We start from the raw sequence: 20,072 nt of genomic DNA on the forward strand, positions 1-20,072 counted from the left end.
GGTAGTGACCCGAGGAACGGTGACCAGCCCGTCAGCCACGAGAGCGTCCGCGCTGAAGGCGGTGGTCGCGCGCGCGTCGGGCCGGGGCGATCGACTGTTCAAGCTGCTTGCCGCCGCGGCCGGTTCGACGATCATCGCCGCGATCCTGCTGATAGCCACGTTCCTCTTGGTCCGCGCCATCCCGGCGTTGCGCGTTAACCGCGTCAACTTCTTCACCAGCGCGGAATTCGACACCACCAGCGCGACGCAACTGGCGTTCGGGATCCGCGACCTGTTCATGGTCACGGTGCTGAGTTCGGTCACGGCTCTGCTGATGGCGGTCCCGGTCGCGGTCGGGATCGCCATCTTCCTCACCCAATACGCGCCCAAGCGGCTCGCCCGGCCATTCGCGGCCATGGTGGACTTGCTGGCCGCCGTGCCGTCGATCATCTTCGGGTTGTGGGGAATCTTCGTGCTGGCGCCCAAGCTGCAGCCCCTCGCGGAATTCCTCAACCACAACCTCGGGTGGTTCTTCCTGTTCAAGCGGGGCAACGTGTCGTTGGCCGGCGGCGGCACGATCTTCACCGCCGCCATCGTCCTGTCGGTCATGATCCTGCCGATCATCACGTCGGTATCCCGGGAAGTCTTCCGGCAGACCCCGCAGATTCAAATGGAAGCGGCCCAGGCGCTGGGCGCGACGAAGTGGGAGGTGGTGCGGATAACCGTGCTGCCGTTCGGCCGCAGCGGCGTCGTCGCCGCCTCGATGCTGGGTTTGGGTCGCGCCCTCGGCGAAACCGTCGCCGTGCTGATCATCCTGCGGTCCGCGGCCCGCGCGGGCAGCTGGTCGCTGTTCGACGGCGGCTACACCTTCGCCTCCAAGATCGCTTCGGCGGCATCGGAATTCAGCGAACCATTGCCCACCGGCGCCTACATCTCCGCCGGATTCGCGCTCTTCGTCCTGACCTTCATCGTCAATGCGCTGGCGCGCGCGATCGCCGGCGGGAAGGTCAACGCATGACGCTCGGCGGCGACGATGCAGCGCAGCGGTGGGAGGAGCGGCGCCGATGACCGTTGACACGCTCGACCGGCCCGTCAAACCCGGGGCGTTCGCCCCGGTCAGCCTGCAGCGCCGGATCAAGAACAACGTTGCGACGATCTTCTTCCTGGCCTCCTTCCTGGTCGCCCTGGTGCCACTGGTCTGGGTTTTGTCGGTTGTGGTCGCGCGCGGCTGGTACGCGGTCACCCGCTCGGGGTGGTGGACCCATTCGCTCAAGGGAGTGTTGCCGGAGCAGTTCGCCGGCGGCGTCTACCACGCGCTGTACGGGACGGTGCTGCAGGCCGGCGTCGCGGCCGTGCTGTCGGTGCCCCTGGGGTTGATGACGGCGGTCTTCCTGGTCGAGTACGGCACGGGCCGGCTCGTCCGGCTGACCACCTTCATGGTCGACGTGCTCGCCGGGGTGCCCTCGATCGTCGCCGCCCTCTTCGTGTTCAGCATGTGGATCGCCACGCTGGGGTTTCAGCAGAGTTCCTTCGCCGTGTCGTTGGCGCTGGTCTTGCTGATGTTGCCCGTGGTGGTCCGCTCCACCGAAGAGATGCTGCGCCTGGTCCCGGACGATCTCCGGGAGGCCAGTTACGCGCTGGGCGTGTCCAAGTGGAAGACGACCGTGCGCATCGTCTTTCCGATCGCGATGCCCGGCATCGTCTCCGGAATCCTGCTGTCGGTCGCCCGCGTGATCGGTGAGACGGCGCCGGTCCTGGTGCTCGTCGGGTACAGCCGCTCGATCAATCCCGACATCTTCCACGGCAACATGGCGTCGCTGCCGCTGCTCATCTATACCGAACTCACCAACCCTGAGCACGCGGGTTATCTGCGGATCTGGGGCGCGGCGCTGACGCTGATCATTTTGGTGGCCGCGATCAACCTCACCGCGGGGGTTTTCCGGTTCGTGTCGAACCGCCGCCGCTGACCGCTCAGGATTTCGACGCCGCCGCCGAACGGGCCTTCTTGGCGGGCGCCTTCTTGGCGGCGGTGGCTTTCTTCGGCGGCGAATTTTTCGCGGCGGCTTTCTTGGCGGGCGCCTTCTTGGCCGGTTCTCCGTTGCCCCCGGAGCGCGCCTTCACGCTGGCCTCCAGTTTGGCCAGCAGGTCCGAAACGTCCTCGGTCTCGTCGAGCTCCTTGGGCTGTTCCTCGGTGGTAAACGCCTCGCCGCCTTCCAGTTTCGCTTGAATCAGTTCGTGCAGCTGCTCCTGGTAGGTGTCGTGGTAACGGTCGGGGTCGAAGTTCTCGGCCATCGACTCCACCACCTGGCCGGCCATCTTGAGCTCGGCGGGCTTGATCTCGACCTCTTTGTCCAGAATCGGAAAATCGGGATCGCGGATCTCATCCGGCCACAGCAGCGTGTGCACCATCATCACGTCCCGCTTGCCGAAGTCCTTGACCCGCAACGCGGCCAACCGGGTCTTGTTCCGCAACGTGAAATGCACGATCGCCACCCGGTCGGTCTCGGCTAGTGTCTTGGCAAGCAGCACATACGATTTCGACGACTTGGAGTCGGGCTCCAAGAAATAGCTGCGGTCGAACAGCATCGGGTCGACCTCGCTTGCCGGGACGAACTCCAGCACCTCGATCTCGCGGCTGCGTTCCTCGGGCAGCGTGGCGATGTCGTCGTCGGTGATCACCACCATCTGGCCGTCGTCGGATTCGAAGGCGCGGGCGATATCGCGGTATTCGACCACCTCGCCGTCGACCTCGCACACGCGCTGGTAGCGAATGCGCCCGTTGTCCTTGGCGTGGATCTGATGGAACTTGATGTCGTGGTCCTGGGTCGCGCTGTAGACCTTGACCGGGACATTGACCAGCCCGAAAGCGATCGAACCCTTCCAGATGGAGCGCATAAAAGCCAGTATGCCCGCACCGCAGGCGGCCTAACAGCGCGCCGCGTCGAGGGCACCGTCCGCCGGGCCGGCGGCTACGAATCACCGGCGTGGAATTACCGGAGACGGTCGATCCGCGCCTGGAACGGCGCGCAGATGACGACTGACGGCGCTGGCGCGATCGTCCGCTATAGGCTACCGATCGATGACCGGAACGCCGCGGCCGAGCAAAGAGCTGGATGTCCTGTTGCGCGAGGTCGCGCGCGGGGACCGTGCGGCGTTCGCCGACGTCTACGACCTCACCAAGAGCCGGGTGTACGGAATGGTGATGCGCGTGCTGCGTGATCCCGGCTACAGCGAGGAGACGACCCAGGAGGTCTACCTCGAGGTGTGGCGGACCGCCGCGACGTACGACTCCCGCAAAGGCACGGCGTTGTCTTGGCTCTTGACCGTGGCGCACCGGCGGGCGGTCGACCGGGTGCGCACCGAAGAGGCGGGCGCCAGGCGCGAGACCCGGTACGGCGTATCCAATGCCGACCCGGCGAGCGACGTCGTCGCCGAATCGGCGATCGCCGGTGACGAGCATCGCCGGGTGGTCGAATGCCTGGGCGGGTTGACCGAGGCGCAGCGGCAGTGTATCCAGTTGGCGTATTACGACGGACTGACGTATAGCGAAGTGTCGCAGCGGTTGGCCGTGAACCTGTCGACCATCAAGTCGCGCATGCGCGATGCGCTGCGCGGCCTACGTAACTGCTTGGACGTGGCATGACCGAACCGACCGATCTCGAATTGCTGGAGCTGGCAGCGCCGTACGCGCTCGATGCCGTCTCGGACGAGGAACGCGCGGACATCGAGCGGCGACTTGCGGCAGCTCCCCGGCCCGTGGCCGCGGCGTTCGAAGACGAGGTTCGTGGCGTCCGGGAGACCTTGGCCGTGCTGTCGGCGGCAACGGCGGTCGAGCCGTCGGAACACCTGCGTGCCGCCACGCTGGCGGCGGTGCAACCGCGTGTGAAACGTCAATCACGTTGGCGGACAGCGGTACTGGCGTCGGCGGCGGCCGCGGTTGTGGTCGGCGCCGCCGCGTTCGGCGTGGGGATGCTGATGCGGCCGCAGCCGGCGTCGACGCTCGCCGAGCAGGTGCTCGCGGCCCCGGACGTGCGCACGGTGTCCGGCGCGCTGGGCGGCGGAACCGCCACGGTCGTGTTCTCGCACGACCGGAACGCGGGTGTGCTGGTGATGAACAACGTCCCGCCGCCCTCCGCGGGCACCGTCTATCAGATGTGGCTGATCGGCGCCAAGGGCCCGACGTCGGCGGGAACCATGGACACCGCGGCCGTGGCACCCTCGACGACCGCGACGCTCACCAACCTCGGGCCATCGACAGCCCTTGCGTTCACGGTCGAACCCGGTAGCGGGTCACGGCAGCCGACGGGAAAGTTCCTCGCCGAGTTGCCCCTGACCTGAGCGGCCTGCCAAGTTTCGCCCCGCACCCATCCAAGACCGCTCGCGCTCCGAATCATCGATGTCGAGTACGGACTCGACGGCGACGACTGTCGTCGAACTCATGAGGAGCGAAGCGATGAAATCACACAAAACCACAGTCGCCGCAGTGGGTTTTGCGGTTGCGGCCGTGACGGGTCTTGGTGTGACGACCGCGGCGACGGCGGCGGCGTCCGACCTGGTGGGACCCGGCTGCGCAGATTACGCCGCGGCCAACCCCAGCGGTCCGGGTTCGGTGCAGGGAATGTCGCAGGTCCCGGTGGCCGTCGCGGCGTCCAACAGTCCGGTGCTGACGACCTTGTCCGCGGCGCTGTCGGGCAAGCTCAACCCGCAGGTCAACCTCGTCGACACCCTCGACAACGGTCAGTACACGGTGTTCGCGCCGACCGACGCGGCGTTCGCCAAGTTGCCGGCGGCGACGGTCGATCAGCTCAAGACCGATTCGAACCTGCTGACCCGCATCCTGACCTACCACGTGGTCCAGGGCCAGCTCGCCCCGGCCGCGGTCCTGGGCTCTCACAAGACGCTGCAGGGCGCGAACGTCAACGTCATGGGCCAGGGCAACAACCTGACCGTCAACAACGCCAGTGTCGTCTGCGGTGGCGTGCCCACCACGAACGCGACCGTGTACCTGATCGACACGGTGCTGATGCCTCCGGCGTAACCGGTCACGGAGCAACGATCGCCCGCGTGCCGATGCCGGCACGCGGGCGATCGGCTAACCGCCCCTTGGGAATTCGCGACGCGCCGCGTCGAGCGCTTCCCGTCCGGGCAGGTCGGCACCGGCCCGCGCGACCGTCAATGCCGAGCACAGGCCGGCCGCGTTCAGTGCCGCGGTGAGTTCGTCGAGGGTGATGGCGCGCAGCGCCTTTCGTCGGCCGCCGCCCAGCAGCCCGAGTTCTTGCAGCGCGTCGAGCAGGCCGGCCATGAAGGCGTCACCGGCGCCGACGGTGTCGACGACGCGTGATGGCGCGGCCGGCACGCGCGCCTCGCCGGCCGCGCAGAACGCGATCGAACCGCGACCCCCCATCGTCACGGCCACGATCGCCGGCCCCGACGCCAGCCACGTGCGGGCGGTTCGCTCGGGTTCGTCGTCGGGACGAAGCCAGCGCAGGTCTTCGTCGCTGACCTTGACGACGTCGCTGCGCTCGACGAAACGCTCGATCCGTTCGCGGGCCAGATCCGCGTTGGTGATCAACGACGGACGCACGTTGGGGTCGAAGGTGACCGTGGCCGACGTCCGGTAGGTGTCGAGCAATGCCGCCACCGCCAGGCATCCCGGCTCGCGCACGGCTGCGATCGAACCGGTGTGCACGAACAGCGGCGGCGCGACCTCCGCGGTTCCGGACAGCCGCCAGTCCAGGTCGAACGTATAGCTCGCCGAGCCGTCTGCGGCGATCGTCGCCGTGGAGGTGGGCGTTCGCGTTGCCGTGACGCTTCCCGCAACGAGCCTGGCGCCCGATGCCTCGACGTAGTCACGGATGCGACGACCGCGTTCGTCGTCGGCGATATGGGTCAGGAAGTCCACGCCGCGGCCGAGTCGGGCCAGCCCGACGGCGACGTTGAGGGGGCTGCCCCCGACGTGCTCGGCGATGCCATCGACGACGTCGATCAGCGCCTCACCGATCACCAGCGCCCGGGTCATGGCTGCACTCCTGGACTGTCGAGACGACGTAGGTTGAGACTATGGGTTCTGTGGGTCCTGCGGTTTTTGGGGCGCGGGCGCGGGTCAAGCTGACCAACGCCGACAAGGTGCTCTACCCCGCCGCGGGGACCACGAAAGCCGACGTCTTCGACTACTACACCCGCATCGCCGAGGTCATGATTCCGCACATCGCCGGCCGTCCGGCGACCCGCAAGCGCTGGCCCAACGGCGTCGAGCAGGAGTCGTTCTTCGAAAAGCAGCTGGCGTCCTCGGCGCCCGACTGGCTGCCGCGCGCCAGCGTCACCCACCGTTCCGGGACGACGACCTACCCGATCATCGACAGCGTGGACGGACTGGCCTGGATCGCCCAGCAGGCCGCGCTCGAAGTGCATGTGCCGCAATGGCGGTTCGTCGCCCAGTGGACCCGGGACAAGGCCGAAGAACTCAAGCCGGGGCCCGCGACGCGCTTGGTGTTCGATTTGGACCCCGGTGAGGGCGTGACGATGCCGCAGCTCTGCGAGGTGGCCCACGCCGTGCGGGACTTGATGACGGGCATCGGGCTGACCACCTATCCCCTGACCAGCGGCAGCAAGGGCCTTCACCTCTACACCCCGCTGAAGGAGCCGGTGAGCAGCACCGGCGCCACGGTCTTAGCGAAACGCGTTGCGCAGCAGCTGGAAAAGGCGATGCCCAAGCTGGTGACCGCCACCATGACCAAGAGCCTGCGTGCGGGCAAGATCTTCCTGGACTGGAGCCAGAACAACGGTTCCAAGACCACCATCGCGCCGTACTCGCTGCGCGGCCGCGAGCAGCCGACGGTCGCGGCCCCGCGCACCTGGGAGGAACTCGAAGACCCCGAGGTGCGCCACCTGCGCTACGACGAGGTGCTGGCCCGGGTCGCCCGCGACGGGGACCTGCTGGCGCCGCTGGACCAGGACGTCTCCGGGCCCGACCGGCTGAGCAAGTACCGGAGCATGCGCGACGCGTCCAAGACTCCCGAGCCGGTTCCCAGATCGAAACCCGTTAGTGGGCAAGGCAATACCTTCGTCATCCAGGAGCATCACGCCCGCCGGTTGCACTACGACTTCCGGCTGGAGCGCGACGGCGTGCTGGTGTCGTGGGCGGTGCCCAAGAACCTGCCGGTAGCCACGTCGGCCAATCACCTCGCGGTGCACACCGAGGACCACCCGTTGGAGTACGGCGGTTTCGAGGGCGTGATCCCGAAGGGGGAATACGGCGCGGGCAAGGTGATCATCTGGGATTCGGGCACGTACGACACCGAGAAGTTTCAGGACGATGAGGTCATCGTCAACCTGCACGGCAGTCGAATCTCCGGGCGCTACGCGCTGATCCGGACCAACGGTGACCAGTGGCTGGCGCACCGGATGAAGGACCAGAACGTCTTCGACTTCGACGAGATCAGACCCATGCTGGCCTCGCACGGCTCGGTGTCCGCGCTGAAGGCGGGGCAGTGGGCCTTCGAAGGCAAATGGGACGGCTACCGGCTGCTGGCCGAACTCGATCACGGCACGGTGCGGCTGCGGTCCCGCCGCGGGCGCGACGTCACCGGCGAGTACCCCCAATTCGGCTCGCTGGCGGCCGAACTCGCCGATCATCATGTGGTGCTCGACGGCGAGGCGGTGGTCCTTGACGCCTCGGGCGTGCCCAGTTTCCACGCGATGCAGAACCGGGGCCGCGGCAGCCAGGTCCAATTCTGGGTGTACGACCTACTGTACCTGGACGGACGCTCGCTGCTGCGGGCCAAGTACTCCGACCGGCGAAAGCTGTTGGAAACGCTGGCGATCGGCGGCAGCCTCATCGTTCCCGCACTGCTGCCCGGCGACGGCGAACAGGCGCTGAAGTACTCGGCCGACCACGGCTGGGAGGGCGTGGTCGCCAAGAAGCGCGACTCCACCTATCAGCCGGGCCGGCGCTCGTCGTCGTGGATCAAGGACAAACACTGGAACACCCAGGAAGTGGTCATCGGCGGGTGGCGGGCCGGGGAGGGCGGGCGCACCAGCGGCATCGGCTCGCTGGTGCTGGGCATCCCGGGCCCCGACGGGCTGCAGTTCGCCGGACGGGTCGGGACCGGCTTCACCGAACGCGACCTGGCGAACCTGAAGAAGACGCTCGCGCCCCTGCACACCGACACGTCACCCTTCAACCCGCCGCTTCCGCGGGCCGAGGCCAGGGGCGTGACGTACGTCGAGCCCGTCCTGGTGGGCGAGGTGCGCTACAGCGAATGGACCCCGGACAACCGGTTGCGCCAGTCGAGTTGGCGCGGCCTGCGGCCGGACAAGGAACCGAGCGAGGTGGTGCGCGAATGAAATGGGTTACCTATCAGAGCGATAGCGGCGAGCGGGCCGGCGTGCTCTCCCGTGACACCATCCACCCGGCGCCGCCGGGCGTGACCCTGCTGGAACTGGTCACCCGCGGCGCCGACGGGCTGCGGCGCGCCGGGGAGGCCGCGCTGCGATCCGCTGCCGACACAGTGCCCCTGGGCCGGGCGCGGCTGCTCGCGCCGATCCCGCGGCCGCCGTCGATCCGGGATTCGCTGTGCTTCCTGGACCACATGCGCAACTGCCAGGCCGCGATGGGCGGCGGGCGCACGCTCGCCGACTCCTGGTACCGCATCCCCGCGTTCTACTTCGCCTGTCCGGCAACGGTGCTCGGTCCCTTCGACGACGCGCCGACCGCGCCCGGAAGTGCTTGGCAGGACTTCGAATTGGAGATCGCCGCGGTGATCGGCGTCAGCGCGCGCGACCTGACCGTCGAGGAGGCCGAACGCGCGATCATCGGTTACACCATCTTCAACGACTGGTCCGCGCGCGACCTGCAGCAGCTCGAGGGTCAGCTGGCGATCGGGCAGGGCAAGGGCAAGGACAGCGGCGTCACGCTGGGCCCCTACCTGGTGACACCCGACGAGCTGGAGCCCTACCGGCGTGACGGCCGGCTCGATCTGCAGGTCACCGCGTTGGTGAACGACACGGTGATCGGATCGGGCTCCACCGCTCAAATGGACTGGAGCTTCGGCGAAGTCGTCTCTTACGTCTCGCGCGGCGTGCCGCTGCGCCCCGGCGACGTCATCGGTTCCGGCACCGTGCCCACCTGCACCCTGGTCGAGCATCTCAATCCCGCGGCGCCCGAGTCGTTTCCCGGCTGGTTGCACGACGGCGACGTCGTCACCCTGCGCGTGCAGGGACTGGGGGAGACCCGGCAGACCGTGCGCGCCAGCGCCGCACCGCACCCGCTGCCCGCCCGCCCGAACCCGGCTCGCGTCAACCGGGCCCCCGCGCGAGTGCCCTACACCCGCGGGCTGCACGAGGTCGCCGACCGGGTCTGGGCGTGGACGCTGCCGGACGGGGGATATGGGTGGAGCAACGCCGGACTGGTCGCCGGCGACGGGGCGGCCCTGCTCGTCGACACGCTCTTCGACCTGGCGCTCACCCGCGAAATGCTGGCCGCGATGGGGCCCATCACAGCATCGGCGCCCATCACCGACGCGTTGATCACCCACTCCAACGGCGACCACACGCACGGCAACCAGCTGCTCGACCCGTCGGTGCGCATCATCGCCGCCACGGGCACCGCCGAGGAGATCGCGCACGGGATGGCTCCCGAGATGCTGGCCATGGCGCAGACCGCGAACCTCGGGCCGATAGCGACCCCGTATACGCGAGACCGCTTCGGGCACTTCGACTTCAGCGGCATCACCGTGCGCAACGCCGATGAGACTTTCGAGCGCGAACTGACCATCGAGGTCGGCGGGCGGCGGGTGGACCTGCTCAACCTCGGCCCCGCGCACACCGGCGCCGACTCGGTGGTGCACGTGCCCGACGCGGGCGTGCTCTTCGGCGGCGACCTGCTGTTCATCGGCTGCACCCCGATCGTGTGGGCCGGCCCGATCGCCAACTGGATCGCGGCGTGCGACGCGATGATCGCCCTGGACGCGCCGATCGTGGTGCCGGGCCATGGCCCCGTCACCGATCCCGACGGGATCCGCGCCGTGCGAGGCTATCTCGTGCACGTGTCCGAGCAGGCCGAGGCCGCCCACCGCAAGGGCCTGTCCTGGTCGGAGGCCGCCGACACCATCGACCTCGGCGAGTACGGGACCTGGCTGGACGCCGAGCGCGTCGTCGTCAACGTCTACCAGCGCTACCGCGAACTCGACCCCGACACCCCGGCGCTGGAGGTGATGGCCCTGCTGGTCATGCAGGCCGAGTGGCTGGCCAAGCGCGCCGGCCCGATCAGACTCGCACGGCCCGAACGAAATTGATCGTGGTGGCCGGGACCTGATGCTCGGCCTCGCCCAGTTCGGGTAGCCCGGCGGCGGCGAACAGGTCGGTAAGGCCGTATTTGGTGGTCTCCCAGCCGTTCGTGTGCAGGTGCGCGGCGACGTCGGTGTGCTCACCGGGGTAGGTCAAGCCGGCGATGTCCATCTCCAGTCCCTGGCGTCGCCAGCCTTCCGCCATGAGCCGGGCTTGCTCCTGCGCACCCTCGGAGGTCCCGGTGACCGTTCCATAGTCGGCGGCGAAGCGGCTGCCCTCGCTCGACAGCGGGATGATGGAGTCCAGCAGCCGGATTTCGGCCTCTTGCGGGAGGAAGCCGATGAGCACCCCCTCGGCGAGCCACGCCGTTGGGTGTGTGGGGTCGAAGCCCGCATCCTGCAGCGCCGCCGGCCAGTCCTCCCGAAGGTCGATGCCCACCATGCGGAGCTGGGCGGTGGGCGCCGCCCCCATCTCCGCCATCGCGGCCGTCTTGAACGCGATGACTTCCGGCTGGTCGATCTCGTACACGGTCGTCTCGGCCGGCCACGGCAGCCGGTAGGCGCGCGCGTCGAGTCCCGACGCCACGATCACGACCTGGCGCAGCCCCGACTGGCCGGCCGCCGCCAAGTAGTCGTCGAAGAACCGGGCGCGGGCGGCGAACGTGTCGACCATCCGCGCGAACCCGACGCTTTCCTCGACATCCTTCGCGTCGATCTCACCGGTGGCCAACCGGGTGAACACGTCCAGCCCGACGGCGCGCACCAGCGGTTCCGCGAAGTCGTCGGTGACGACCGGTTGCGGACGTTTGCTCGCGACAGCCCGCGCGGCAGCGACCATGGTGGCCGTGGCCCCGACGCTGTTGGCCAGGTCCCAGCTATCGCCTTCGGTTCGTGCCATGGTTTCCCCCTCGTCTGCGCCACTGCCGCGATTATCGGTCCAATCCACCGTAGGTCGCCGCGGTTAACGCCCACGTCACCTACGGTTTGGTCATGCCTGCAGTGGAATTCGACACCCTCGCGGACGACATCGCCCGCATCACCCTGAACCGGCCCCAGCGTCTGAACGCCATCGACGGATCACTGATCGACGGCGTGCACGAGGCGCTCGACACCCTCACCGACGGTGAGTTCCGCGTCGCCGTCCTGACCGGCGCCGGACGCGGCTTCTGCGCCGGTGCGGATCTGAGTGGCACCGGCCAACCGTGGACGAAGCCCGGACCGAGGACCCCCGCGTTCAAAGTCAACTACGACGCCCAGGTCCGCCTCGCCGACCTCTTCACCCGAATCTACGAGCTGCCCATTCCGGTGATCGGGGCGGTCAACGGCGTCGCCGTCGGGGGCGGGCTGGCCTTCGCGCTGGTGTGTGACATCCGCGTGGCCTCCGAGCACGCGCGTTTCGGGTCGGCGTTCATCAAGGCCGGTTTCTCGTCAATGGATATGGGCACCAGCTACTTGCTGCCGAAGATCGTCGGCGCGGGGGCGGCACGCGAACTGATGCTGACCGGCCGCATCATCGAGGCCGCGGAGGCCTATCGCATCAATCTGGTGCACAAGGTGGTGCCCGCCGACGACCTGATGAGCGAAGCGCTCGGGCTGGCGCGCTCGATCGCCGACAACAACGCGTACGGGGTGTGGCAGACCAAGATCGGACTGAACGCCGCGCTCGACGCGCCCAGCCTGCGCCACGCCATCGAGCTGGAGAACCGCACCCAGATTCTCAGCGGCTTCACCAACAACCCTGTCGAGGCCGCCGTGGCGCACCGGGAGAAGCGGTCGCCGAAGTGGGATCCGTTATGACCGCTAGGAACTGGCTACGGTGAACGGCGTGCCCGGGGACCCACAGCAGCTGCGGAACCAGCTGGTAAACCAACTTCGAGAGTCGGGGCATGCGACCAGCGAGCGAGTCATTTCGGCCTTTCGCGCGGTTCCCAGGCACGTGTTCCTGCCCGGAATCGAACCGGAGCGCGCCTATCGGGATGAGCCCCTGGTGATCAAATCGGACCCGCACGGGGTCCCGATCAGTTCTTCCTCACAACCGGCGATCATGGCCAGAATGCTTGAACAGCTCGACGTGCGGCCAGGCCATCGCGTGCTGGAGATCGGAACCGGCAGCGGCTACAACGCTGCGCTGCTTGCCCATCTCGTCGGCGAGAGCGGCGTTGTGGTGTCGGTCGACATCGACGTTGACCTCGTCGAGAACGCGCGTGCCCGCCTGGCCGAGTGTGGCGTCTCGCCGGTGACCGTCGGTTGCGGGGACGGCGGCCTCGGGTGGACCGAACACGCCCCCTATGACCGGATCATCGCCACCGTTGCAGCGGCGGACATTCCCCCCGCGTGGGTCACCCAACTCGCCGCCGACGGTCGGTTGGTGATGCCGATGGACCTGCGCGGCCCGCAGCGCTCGATCGCCTGGCATCGAGTCCGTGATCATCTCGAAAGCGTGTCGGTGGTCAGGTGCGGGTTCATGCGTCTGCGCGGAGCGTTCGCCGGGCCCGAGACGTTCCGACAGATCGGTCGCGAACCTCCGGTGTTCCTTGGGGCGGCTGAACACTATCCCGTCGACGAAGACGGGCTGTCGGCGGCATTGGCCCAGCCGGGTCCCGACGTGCCCAGCGGGGTTCGCGCCACGCTCGACGAGGTCGCGGATGGGGTTAGTTTGTGGCTGGCGCTGCAAGAACCCGCGATGGCCTGGGTGTCGTCGATCGGCGCGGCAGCAGATCGGGCACTGTTCCTCGGTGTGTATTACGCGGTCCGAAAACCGGTCGGTCTTGGCGCGACCGCGTTGCTCGGCACCGATTCGCTTGCCGCACTCGTACGCGTCGATGACGAGCAACCTTTCGAACTCGGCGCACTACCCCTCGGCCCAGACGGTCACCGCCTCGCGCAACGCCTCGTTGACCACATTCACGACTGGGATACCCGCGGGCGGCCCAGCACGACCGGGCTGCACCTGTCTGCCTACCCGCGCGACTGCGACGCCGGCGCGATTGCAGCCCCTCGAATCGTGATCGACACTCGCTACCACCGCTTGGTTCTCACCTGGGCATCGTCGTCGTCTTCTGCGCACCCGGAAACGACGGGGTGAACCGGCCGGGCGCTCACCATTTCGCCGAGATTGGCCAACGCAACTCAGGAGACGGGGCGCCCGCCGCTGGCTAGATCTTCGCGATCACGTGCTCGGCGAACATCTCCAGGTTGCGGATCTTGGTGTCCAGCGGCTCGGTGTCCTTGCCCGTGATGTAGGGAATGCGGAAGCCCACGATGACGTCGGTGACGCCCTTGTCCTCGAGTCGCTTGATGCCGTCAGCCGTGAACGCATCGGCCGAGATGACGTGAATCTCGAACGGTCCTGACTTGCCCGCTTCCTCGCGGTAGCGCATGAGCTTGGCGATGAGACCGTCGAGTTCCTCGGGGTCACCGCCGCCGTGCATCCAGCCGTCCAGACGTGCCGCCCGCCGAAGCGCCGCGTCGGCATGCCCGCCGATGAGGATCGGGATCGGCTGCGTCGGGGCGGGGGTCATCTTGGTTTTGGGAATGTCGTAGAACTCGCCGTGGAACTCGAAATAGTCGCCGGAGGTCAGGCCCTGGATGATCTCGATGCACTCATCCATCCGCTTTCCCCGGCGGGCGAACGGGACACCCATGATTTCGTAGTCCTCCGGCCACGGGCTGGTGCCGACCCCGAACCCCACCCGGTTGTCGGTCATCGCCGCGAGCGAGCCGATCTGCTTGGCCACCAGGGCGGGCGGGCGGATGGGCAGTTTGAGGACGAAGAAGTTGAACCGCAGGGTTGAGGTCACCGCGCCCAGGGCCGACGTGAGAACGAAGGTCTCGATGAACTCCTTGCCGTCCAGGAATTCCCGGTTGCCGTCGGGGGTGTAGGGGTATTTCGAGTCGGATTCAAAGGGGTAGGCGATGCTGTCGGCAATCGTCATGGCGTGATAGCCGGCCGCCTCGGCCGCCTTGGCCAATGGGATGTAGTACCTGAAGTCGGTCATCGCCTCCGCGTAGGTGAACCGCATCTCATCGCCTTCCTGCCAGGGCCCCGTCACACGACATTAGAACGTGTTCTAGTTTGACCCGCGCGCAGGGTCAATACGGCCCGCGCTTACAGCTGGCTCTCGGGTCCGATCAGCGCCCAGACCGTCTTGCCGGACGCGGTCGGTGTGCTGCCCCACGCGCGCACCAGCGCGTCGACGATCGCCAGGCCGGACACGTCGACGCCGCTTTCCGGTGACTGCAGCCGCACGGCGGGCGTGCTGCTGCCGTCTGACACGGCGATGATCGCCGTCTCCCCGTCGGCTTCCACGCGCATCATCGGCACGCTTCCGGTGTGTTCGAGCACGTTCTCGACGAAGACGTTGACCACCACCAGCGCCACCGGGATCAGCGTGGACTGCGACCACGCGGTCAGCCACTCCCGCACCAGCCGGCGTGATTCGCGCAGGCTGTTGAGGTCCGCGGGGAGCTTCGAGTCTGCGCAGCGGATACTGCGCCGAGTGAGCCGGGTGAGCGCCTTGATCGCCGACTTTTCGGTCGAATAGACCGGCATCAACGACGCGACCTCGCTGCGGCTGATCACCTCGCGGGTGGCCCGATTCGTGCAGACCAGCACGATCGGCACGTCGGCGCGACCCAGTTGCCAACGCGCGCCCGTGAGCGTCGACCACGCCGACTCGTCGGGCGTCGTGAGCCCGGAAACGTCGACGATGACGGGCGACGGCTCCTCGGCGGTCGCCTTGACGATGCTCTCGCGCAGCGTGGCGGAGTTGCCGTCATCGAGGACGCCCTGGACGGTCAGGACGGTTACCGACTCCTCCTGCCGGGTGGCGACGGCAAGCGAGCCGGGCGACCGGGTTACCGCGCGCGCGTCCACGGCCCGTCTCCCTTCGAGCACCCACTCACGCTAACCGCCTTCGGCAACGCGGGGGCGGATGAGTGCGCGTGTCTCGCTCGCCTCGCACGGGCCGGTGTCGAGAATGCTTCCCGACATAGACGGGACGCAATCCGGCGAATCGACATGGTCTCGCCGTACCGTCGCATCGCGCGCACGGGCCGGGTGTACCCACTTTGCCGACGTGGCCAAACCCCGACGGCGGGAGCGCAGGATCGGCGCGGCCGGATCAACCGATTGCGTAGGGCGGGGCCCCCACACCGGCGACCGAGTGGGTGCCCCACGGGGTCTTTTCGACGATGCGAGCCGGGGCGCTGCGCTCACCGACCGTCAGCGTCGACGTTCGTGACTGCTGCACGACCTCGTCCGGCAGGAAGCACCCGAAAATTGTTCCCTGCCAATGGTATTGGCCGTCGATCGGATCCAGGTGACCGGCCAGCCGCGCGCGCACCGGATGGCGATCGCCCGCTATCGTCAGTGTTGCCTCGCCGTCGTATGTTTCGGTGTCGGCGCGCTCCGGCCACAGCTCGAACGCGGCCGCGATCCGATGCGGTTGTGCGGGCCGCACGCACGCACGCTCGTTGAACACCTGTTGGGTACTGCGCCGCACTTCGATTCGGGCGCTTCCCCTGCGTGCCATCAACCGTGTGCACTCGGCGACGTAGCGAGACTGGGTGCCGATGTCGGGCCCGGTGATGAAGAAGCAGTTGGGGAAGCCGTGCACGGCGACCCCGAAATACGGCTCCATGCCGTCCGTCCACGCCCGGCGGAGGGTCACGCCGTCGGCTCCGACGACGGCGTCCCCGGCGACGGTGAAGCCGGTGCCGTAGACAATCGCGTCGGCGCGGTGCTCGACGCCATCGTCGGTGCGGATGCCCGAGGGGGTGATGCCGGCGATGGGTGACGTGACGAACGCGGGCCGCGGCCGGCCGGTTCCCGCCGGTCGCATCCGGCGGCCCAGCCAGCGCCGGGCGCGGGTCGGCGCGGTCGCCAACTCCGCGACGATCCGGCGGGGAGCGTGCGCGAAGACCGTGACCGAGGCCGCCGACGCGGTGAGCCGCCCGAGTTGGTGGCCCGCGAAAGAGTCGGTGCCGACGATTGCGACCCGCTTGCCCGCCGGGTCGAAACCGGGGTCCCAGCGCGCTGAGTGAAACGACGCTCCGCGAAAGTCGTTGCGCCCGGCGAACTCCGGTATGCAGGGGGTGAACGGCGATCGGTGCGCGGTGATCACCACGCGGCCGCGGACCGCCTCGCCGCCCTCGGTGCGGAGCACCCAGGTGTCGGTGTCGCCGTCGAAAATCTGCGCGGCCGGCTCGTCGTCGAGGACCCGGACATCGGTGACGCCGGCCGCGGCGAGCGCGACCGTGACGGCCCGGGCGGCATCGCCACCGCCGGTGACGATGACGTGGGGCGTCGCCGTCACAGGAACCTGCTGCGCTTCCACCCGCGGCGTGCAACGGGGCCAAGCAGGCCCACCTCGGTCAGAAACGCCGCGAGGGGGGCGAAGCCGGCCACCTGGACCTCGCGGCGGTGCGCGCTGGTGCGCGCGATCCTGCGCGCCCGCTCGGGGTTCAGGCCCGCGCGCGCGTACGGGATCGGATTGCTGAACAGGTAGTTGAAGAAGTAGCCGCCGAGCCCGTTGATGTTGGCCATGAACCATCGGTTCAGCCTCGGCATCTCGGCGACGCGCTTGCGCGCGCCATCCCGGGCGAACTGAATGTGGCGCGCCTCCTCGGTGACATGAATCCGCATGAGCCGTTGGATGATTGGCTGCAGTTCGGGATCGTCCATCATCTGCCGCTGCAGCGAGTCGAAAATCTCCTCGCCGATCAGGGCGGCCACCCACAGCATCGAGCCCCGCTGGAACGCCAGCGGCAGCGTGTTGATGATCATCCGGTGGAAGCGCCGCGGCCGCACCGGCTTGGCCCCGATGCGCTCGATGGCCTTGCCGAACATCACCATGTGGCGGGTCTCGTCGCCCAACTCGGTCAGCTTGTAATGCGTTGAGCGGCTGGTCGGGTCCTCGTGCAGGATGGTGCGCAGCAGCGACTGGTTGAGCATGTTCTCGAACCAGATCCCGGCCGACAACGTGTTGACCAGTTCCTGACGGGACAACTCGATCTGCTGCTCGCGGGTCATCTCGTCCCACATCGGCGTGCCGTACAGCGACACCAGGCGCGGGGGCAGATAGAACTTGTCCGGGTCCAAGGGCGCGTCCCAGTCGATGTCGACGACCGGTTCGTAGGATTTCTTCACCGAGCCCTTCAGCAGGCGCTCGGAAAACTCCTCACGACTCGGCCCACTCGCCTTCACCGCGGAGGTCATCTCTGATCCCTTCGTTGGGAGCTCCAGACGGTACCCATGGTATCGGGTACTTAAGGACCCGGCTAGATCTTCGGCATCTCAATTCGGCACTCTGACGTGAGCACCGGTGGGCAGGAGGACGGAGTGGGTCGGCACATTCACGTCATCGGCATCGGTGTCGGCAACCCCGAGTACCTGACTGTCCAGGCCATCGCCGCGCTCAACGAGACGCAAGTCTTCTTCGCGATGGACAAGGGCGAGACCAAGAGCGATCTGGTGGCACTGCGACGGGAGATCTGCGACCGCTTCATCCGGGAGCCGGGGTATCGGTTCGTGGAGTTGGCCGACCCGGTGCGGTCGCGGGAGGCCGACTACCGCGAGGCGGTGTCGCAGTGGCACGCCGAGCGCGCGCGGGTGTGGGCCGCGGCGATCGCCGAAGAGTTGGGCGCCGACGGGGTGGGATCCTTTCTGGCCTGGGGCGACCCGTCGCTGTACGACAGCACGCTGCGCATCCTCGAGGCCATCAAGACCGATGCCGCCGAGATCGAATTCACCTTCGACGTCATTCCGGGGATCACCGCGGTGCAGGCCTTGACGGCTCGGCACGGGATCCCGCTCAACGAGGTCGCCGAACCGGTGCTGATCACCACCGGCAGGCGGCTGCGCGAGGATGGCCTGGCCGGGTCTGCGGTGGTGATGCTCGACGCCGACTGCTCGTTCCAGGGCTGTGCGCCCGACACTCAAATCTGGTGGGGCGCCTACCTGGGGACCGCCGACGAGCTGTTGTTGGCCGGCCGTGTCGGAGAAGTGGGTCCGCGCATCGTGGCGTTGCGGGCCGAGGCCCGGGCGCGGCACGGCTGGATCATGGACACCTATTTGCTCAGGGCGGCAGACTGAACAGGTGCCCGAACTCCCCGAGATCGAAGCGCTGGCCGACCATCTGCGACGGCATGCGGTCGGCTTGCCGGTCGGCCGCGTCGACGTCGCCGCGCTGAGCGTCCTCAAGACCTTCGATCCGCCGGTCAATGCGCTGCACGGCCAGACCGTCGCCGGGGCCGGGCGGTGGGGCAAATACCTGGGACTGCACGCCGGAGGGCTGTGGCTGATCACCCACCTGTCCCGTGCGGGCTGGTTGCGCTGGTCGGACAAGCTGGCGCCGGCTCCGCTGCGACCGGGCAAGGGGCCGATCGCGCTGCGGGTGCACCTCGGCACGCCCGGCGAGGCGCCGGGCTTCGATCTGACCGAGGCGGGCACGCAGAAGCGCCTGGCGGTGTGGCTCGTCGACGACCCGAAGGCGGTGCCGGGCATCGCCGCGCTGGGCCCGGACGCACTGGAGCTCGGCCCGGACGACCTGGCCCGCGTGCTCGCCGGTAACACCGGCCGGATCAAGACCGTCATCACCGATCAGAAGGTGATCGCCGGCATCGGCAACGCCTACAGCGACGAAATCCTGCACGTCGCCAAGATCTCGCCGTTCGCGACCGCCGCCAAGCTGACCGACGAGCAGCTCACAGCCCTGCACGACGCGATGATCTCGGTGCTGACCGACGCGGTGAGCCGCTCGGTCGGCCAGGGCGCGGCGATGCTGAAGGGGGAGAAGCGTTCGGGCCTGCGGGTGCATGCCCGCACCGGGCTGCCGTGCCCGGTCTGCGGGGACACGGTGCGCGAAGTGTCGTTCGCGGACAAGTCTTTCCAGTACTGCCCGACCTGCCAGACCGGCGGCAAGGTCCTGGCCGACCGTCGCATGTCACGTCTGCTCAAGTAACCCGACCCCGAACGTCGAACGTGTCGCCGGAAGCCGGGTGTCGAGCCCAACAAGTCGACACCGGCCGGGCGGCCGATATGCTGCCCCGGTGACCCGCCAGAAAATCCTCATCACCGGCGCCAGTTCCGGCCTGGGCGCCGGCATGGCGCGCGCCTTCGCCGCCAAGGGCCGCGACCTGGCTCTGTGCGCCCGTCGCACCGACCGCCTTGACGAGCTGAAAGCCGAGCTCTCCCAACAGTATCCGGCCATCACGATCGCCGTCGCGGCGCTGGACGTCAACGACCACGAGGCCGTGCCCAAGGTGTTCGCCGAGCTCGCCGACGAGCTGGGTGGCGTCGACCGGGTCATCGTCAACGCCGGCATCGGCAAGGGCGCCAAGCTGGGTTCGGGCAAGCTGTGGGCCAACAAGGCGACCATCGAGACCAACCTGGTGGCCGCCCTGGTGCAGATCGAGACCGCGCTGGAGATGTTCGGCAAGAGCGGATCGGGGCATCTCGTGCTCATCTCGTCGGTGCTTGGCAACAAAGGGGTTCCGGGCGTCAAGGCCGCCTACGCCGCCAGCAAGGCGGGGCTGAGCTCGCTGGGCGAATCGCTGCGCGCCGAATACCGCAGCGGTCCGATCAAGGTCTCGGTGCTCGAGCCCGGCTACATCGAGTCGGAGATGACCGCCAAGTCCAACAGCACGATGTTGATGGTGGACAACGCAACTGGTGTCAAGGCCCTGGTCGACGCGATCGAGCGCGAGCCGGGCCGGGCGGCGGTGCCGTGGTGGCCGTGGGCGCCGCTGGTCCAGGTGATGCGGGTGTTGCCGCCGCCGCTGACCAAGTGGTTCGCCTGACGCCCT

At 68.1% G+C, this 20,072-nt stretch carries 19 protein-coding genes and 1 pseudogene; 13 read left to right on the top strand and 7 right to left on the bottom strand.

Annotation, left to right across the window (positions count from 1 at the left end; genetic code table 11):
* Window positions 1-52 precede the first annotated feature (52 nt).
* Window positions 53-997: a phosphate ABC transporter permease subunit PstC gene (gene pstC / locus BN971_RS14205; protein WP_276010961.1), complete on the top strand. Its 945-nt coding sequence runs from the start codon at window positions 53-55 to the stop codon at window positions 995-997.
* Between the two features lie 46 nt (window positions 998-1,043).
* Window positions 1,044-1,946 carry a phosphate ABC transporter permease PstA gene (gene pstA, locus BN971_RS14210; RefSeq protein WP_085183497.1) on the top strand — a complete coding sequence of 301 codons (903 nt, stop codon included), beginning with the start codon at window positions 1,044-1,046 and terminating at the stop codon, window positions 1,944-1,946.
* 4 nt (window positions 1,947-1,950) lie between these two features.
* On the opposite strand, the gene ku is transcribed toward pstA, so the two are convergent.
* Window positions 1,951-2,874, bottom strand: a complete 924-nt coding sequence (ku, locus tag BN971_RS14215; protein WP_085183498.1) for a non-homologous end joining protein Ku — start codon at window positions 2,872-2,874, stop codon at window positions 1,951-1,953.
* 184 nt (window positions 2,875-3,058) lie between these two features.
* On the opposite strand from ku, the gene BN971_RS14220 reads away from it, so the two are divergent.
* The 3 genes from BN971_RS14220 (at window position 3,059) to BN971_RS14230 (ending at window position 5,017) form a co-directional block, all read left to right on the top strand.
* On the top strand, window positions 3,059-3,622 hold the full coding sequence (locus BN971_RS14220; RefSeq protein ID WP_085183499.1) for a sigma-70 family RNA polymerase sigma factor: 564 nt from the start codon (window positions 3,059-3,061) through the stop codon (window positions 3,620-3,622).
* Complete coding sequence (locus BN971_RS14225; protein ID WP_085183500.1) at window positions 3,619-4,317, top strand: anti-sigma factor; 699 nt, start codon at window positions 3,619-3,621, stop codon at window positions 4,315-4,317. Before BN971_RS14220 ends, BN971_RS14225 begins: the two co-directional genes overlap by 4 nt.
* A gap of 115 nt (window positions 4,318-4,432) precedes the next feature.
* Window positions 4,433-5,017, top strand: a complete 585-nt coding sequence (locus BN971_RS14230; RefSeq protein ID WP_085183501.1) for a fasciclin domain-containing protein — start codon at window positions 4,433-4,435, stop codon at window positions 5,015-5,017.
* 54 nt (window positions 5,018-5,071) lie between these two features.
* On the opposite strand, the gene BN971_RS14235 is transcribed toward BN971_RS14230, so the two are convergent.
* Entirely contained in the window at window positions 5,072-5,998 is a 927-nt protein-coding gene (locus BN971_RS14235) for a carbohydrate kinase family protein (protein ID WP_085183502.1), read from the bottom strand.
* A gap of 50 nt (window positions 5,999-6,048) precedes the next feature.
* Here BN971_RS14235 and BN971_RS14240 point away from each other — a divergent pair, with 50 nt between their 5' ends.
* Together BN971_RS14240 and BN971_RS14245 are read left to right on the top strand one after the other, a co-directional pair.
* Window positions 6,049-8,325 (top strand): ATP-dependent DNA ligase, encoded by a 2,277-nt coding sequence (locus BN971_RS14240; protein WP_245837123.1) that lies wholly within the window; start codon window positions 6,049-6,051, stop codon window positions 8,323-8,325.
* The gene (locus tag BN971_RS14245) at window positions 8,322-10,274 is read left to right on the top strand and encodes a fumarylacetoacetate hydrolase family protein (protein ID WP_090350176.1); all 1,953 of its coding nucleotides are present in this window, start codon (window positions 8,322-8,324) and stop codon (window positions 10,272-10,274) included. Before BN971_RS14240 ends, BN971_RS14245 begins: the two co-directional genes overlap by 4 nt.
* On the opposite strand, the gene BN971_RS14250 is transcribed toward BN971_RS14245, so the two are convergent.
* Window positions 10,246-11,163: an SAM-dependent methyltransferase gene (locus BN971_RS14250; RefSeq protein ID WP_085181474.1), complete on the bottom strand. Its 918-nt coding sequence runs from the start codon at window positions 11,161-11,163 to the stop codon at window positions 10,246-10,248. The genes BN971_RS14245 and BN971_RS14250 overlap by 29 nt on opposite strands.
* A gap of 92 nt (window positions 11,164-11,255) precedes the next feature.
* Here BN971_RS14250 and BN971_RS14255 point away from each other — a divergent pair, with 92 nt between their 5' ends.
* Complete coding sequence (locus tag BN971_RS14255; protein ID WP_085181473.1) at window positions 11,256-12,062, top strand: enoyl-CoA hydratase/isomerase family protein; 807 nt, start codon at window positions 11,256-11,258, stop codon at window positions 12,060-12,062.
* 19 nt (window positions 12,063-12,081) lie between these two features.
* A complete protein-coding gene (gene fxlM / locus BN971_RS14260) occupies window positions 12,082-13,350 on the top strand; it encodes a methyltransferase, FxLD system (RefSeq protein ID WP_169718606.1) in 1,269 nt (422 codons plus the stop codon).
* A gap of 70 nt (window positions 13,351-13,420) precedes the next feature.
* Here fxlM and BN971_RS14265 read toward each other — a convergent pair whose 3' ends face one another.
* From BN971_RS14265 to BN971_RS14280, 4 genes are all read right to left on the bottom strand, one after another.
* Complete coding sequence (locus BN971_RS14265) at window positions 13,421-14,287, bottom strand: LLM class flavin-dependent oxidoreductase (protein ID WP_085181471.1); 867 nt, start codon at window positions 14,285-14,287, stop codon at window positions 13,421-13,423.
* Between the two features lie 86 nt (window positions 14,288-14,373).
* Window positions 14,374-15,162 carry an STAS domain-containing protein gene (locus BN971_RS14270; protein WP_245836791.1) on the bottom strand — a complete coding sequence of 263 codons (789 nt, stop codon included), beginning with the start codon at window positions 15,160-15,162 and terminating at the stop codon, window positions 14,374-14,376.
* A 226-nt stretch (window positions 15,163-15,388) separates the two neighbouring features.
* Complete coding sequence (locus BN971_RS14275; protein ID WP_245836794.1) at window positions 15,389-16,354, bottom strand: DUF4873 domain-containing protein; 966 nt, start codon at window positions 16,352-16,354, stop codon at window positions 15,389-15,391.
* A 224-nt stretch (window positions 16,355-16,578) separates the two neighbouring features.
* Window positions 16,579-17,484, bottom strand: coding sequence for an AurF N-oxygenase family protein (locus BN971_RS14280; RefSeq protein WP_085181468.1), 906 nt, complete (start codon window positions 17,482-17,484; stop codon window positions 16,579-16,581).
* Window positions 17,485-17,607: 123 nt separating this feature from the next.
* Here BN971_RS14280 and cobF point away from each other — a divergent pair, with 123 nt between their 5' ends.
* The 4 genes and pseudogenes from cobF to BN971_RS14295 all read left to right on the top strand — a co-directional run bounded on the left by cobF (window position 17,608) and on the right by BN971_RS14295 (window position 20,066).
* Window positions 17,608-18,360, top strand: coding sequence for a precorrin-6A synthase (deacetylating) (gene cobF, locus BN971_RS14285; protein WP_085181467.1), 753 nt, complete (start codon window positions 17,608-17,610; stop codon window positions 18,358-18,360).
* Between the two features lie 4 nt (window positions 18,361-18,364).
* Window positions 18,365-18,610 (top strand): annotated as a pseudogene (locus tag BN971_RS25800) (DNA-formamidopyrimidine glycosylase family protein); the annotation flags it as partial.
* A 150-nt stretch (window positions 18,611-18,760) separates the two neighbouring features.
* On the top strand, window positions 18,761-19,228 hold the full coding sequence (locus BN971_RS25805; RefSeq protein WP_245836793.1) for a zinc finger domain-containing protein: 468 nt from the start codon (window positions 18,761-18,763) through the stop codon (window positions 19,226-19,228).
* Window positions 19,229-19,316: 88 nt separating this feature from the next.
* Window positions 19,317-20,066 (top strand): SDR family oxidoreductase, encoded by a 750-nt coding sequence (locus BN971_RS14295; RefSeq protein ID WP_085181465.1) that lies wholly within the window; start codon window positions 19,317-19,319, stop codon window positions 20,064-20,066.
* The last annotated feature ends 6 nt before the right edge of the window (window positions 20,067-20,072 follow it).

Source organism: Mycobacterium bohemicum DSM 44277, assembly GCF_001053185.1.
In the GTDB taxonomy this organism is placed as follows: Bacteria; Actinomycetota; Actinomycetes; order Mycobacteriales; family Mycobacteriaceae; genus Mycobacterium; species Mycobacterium bohemicum.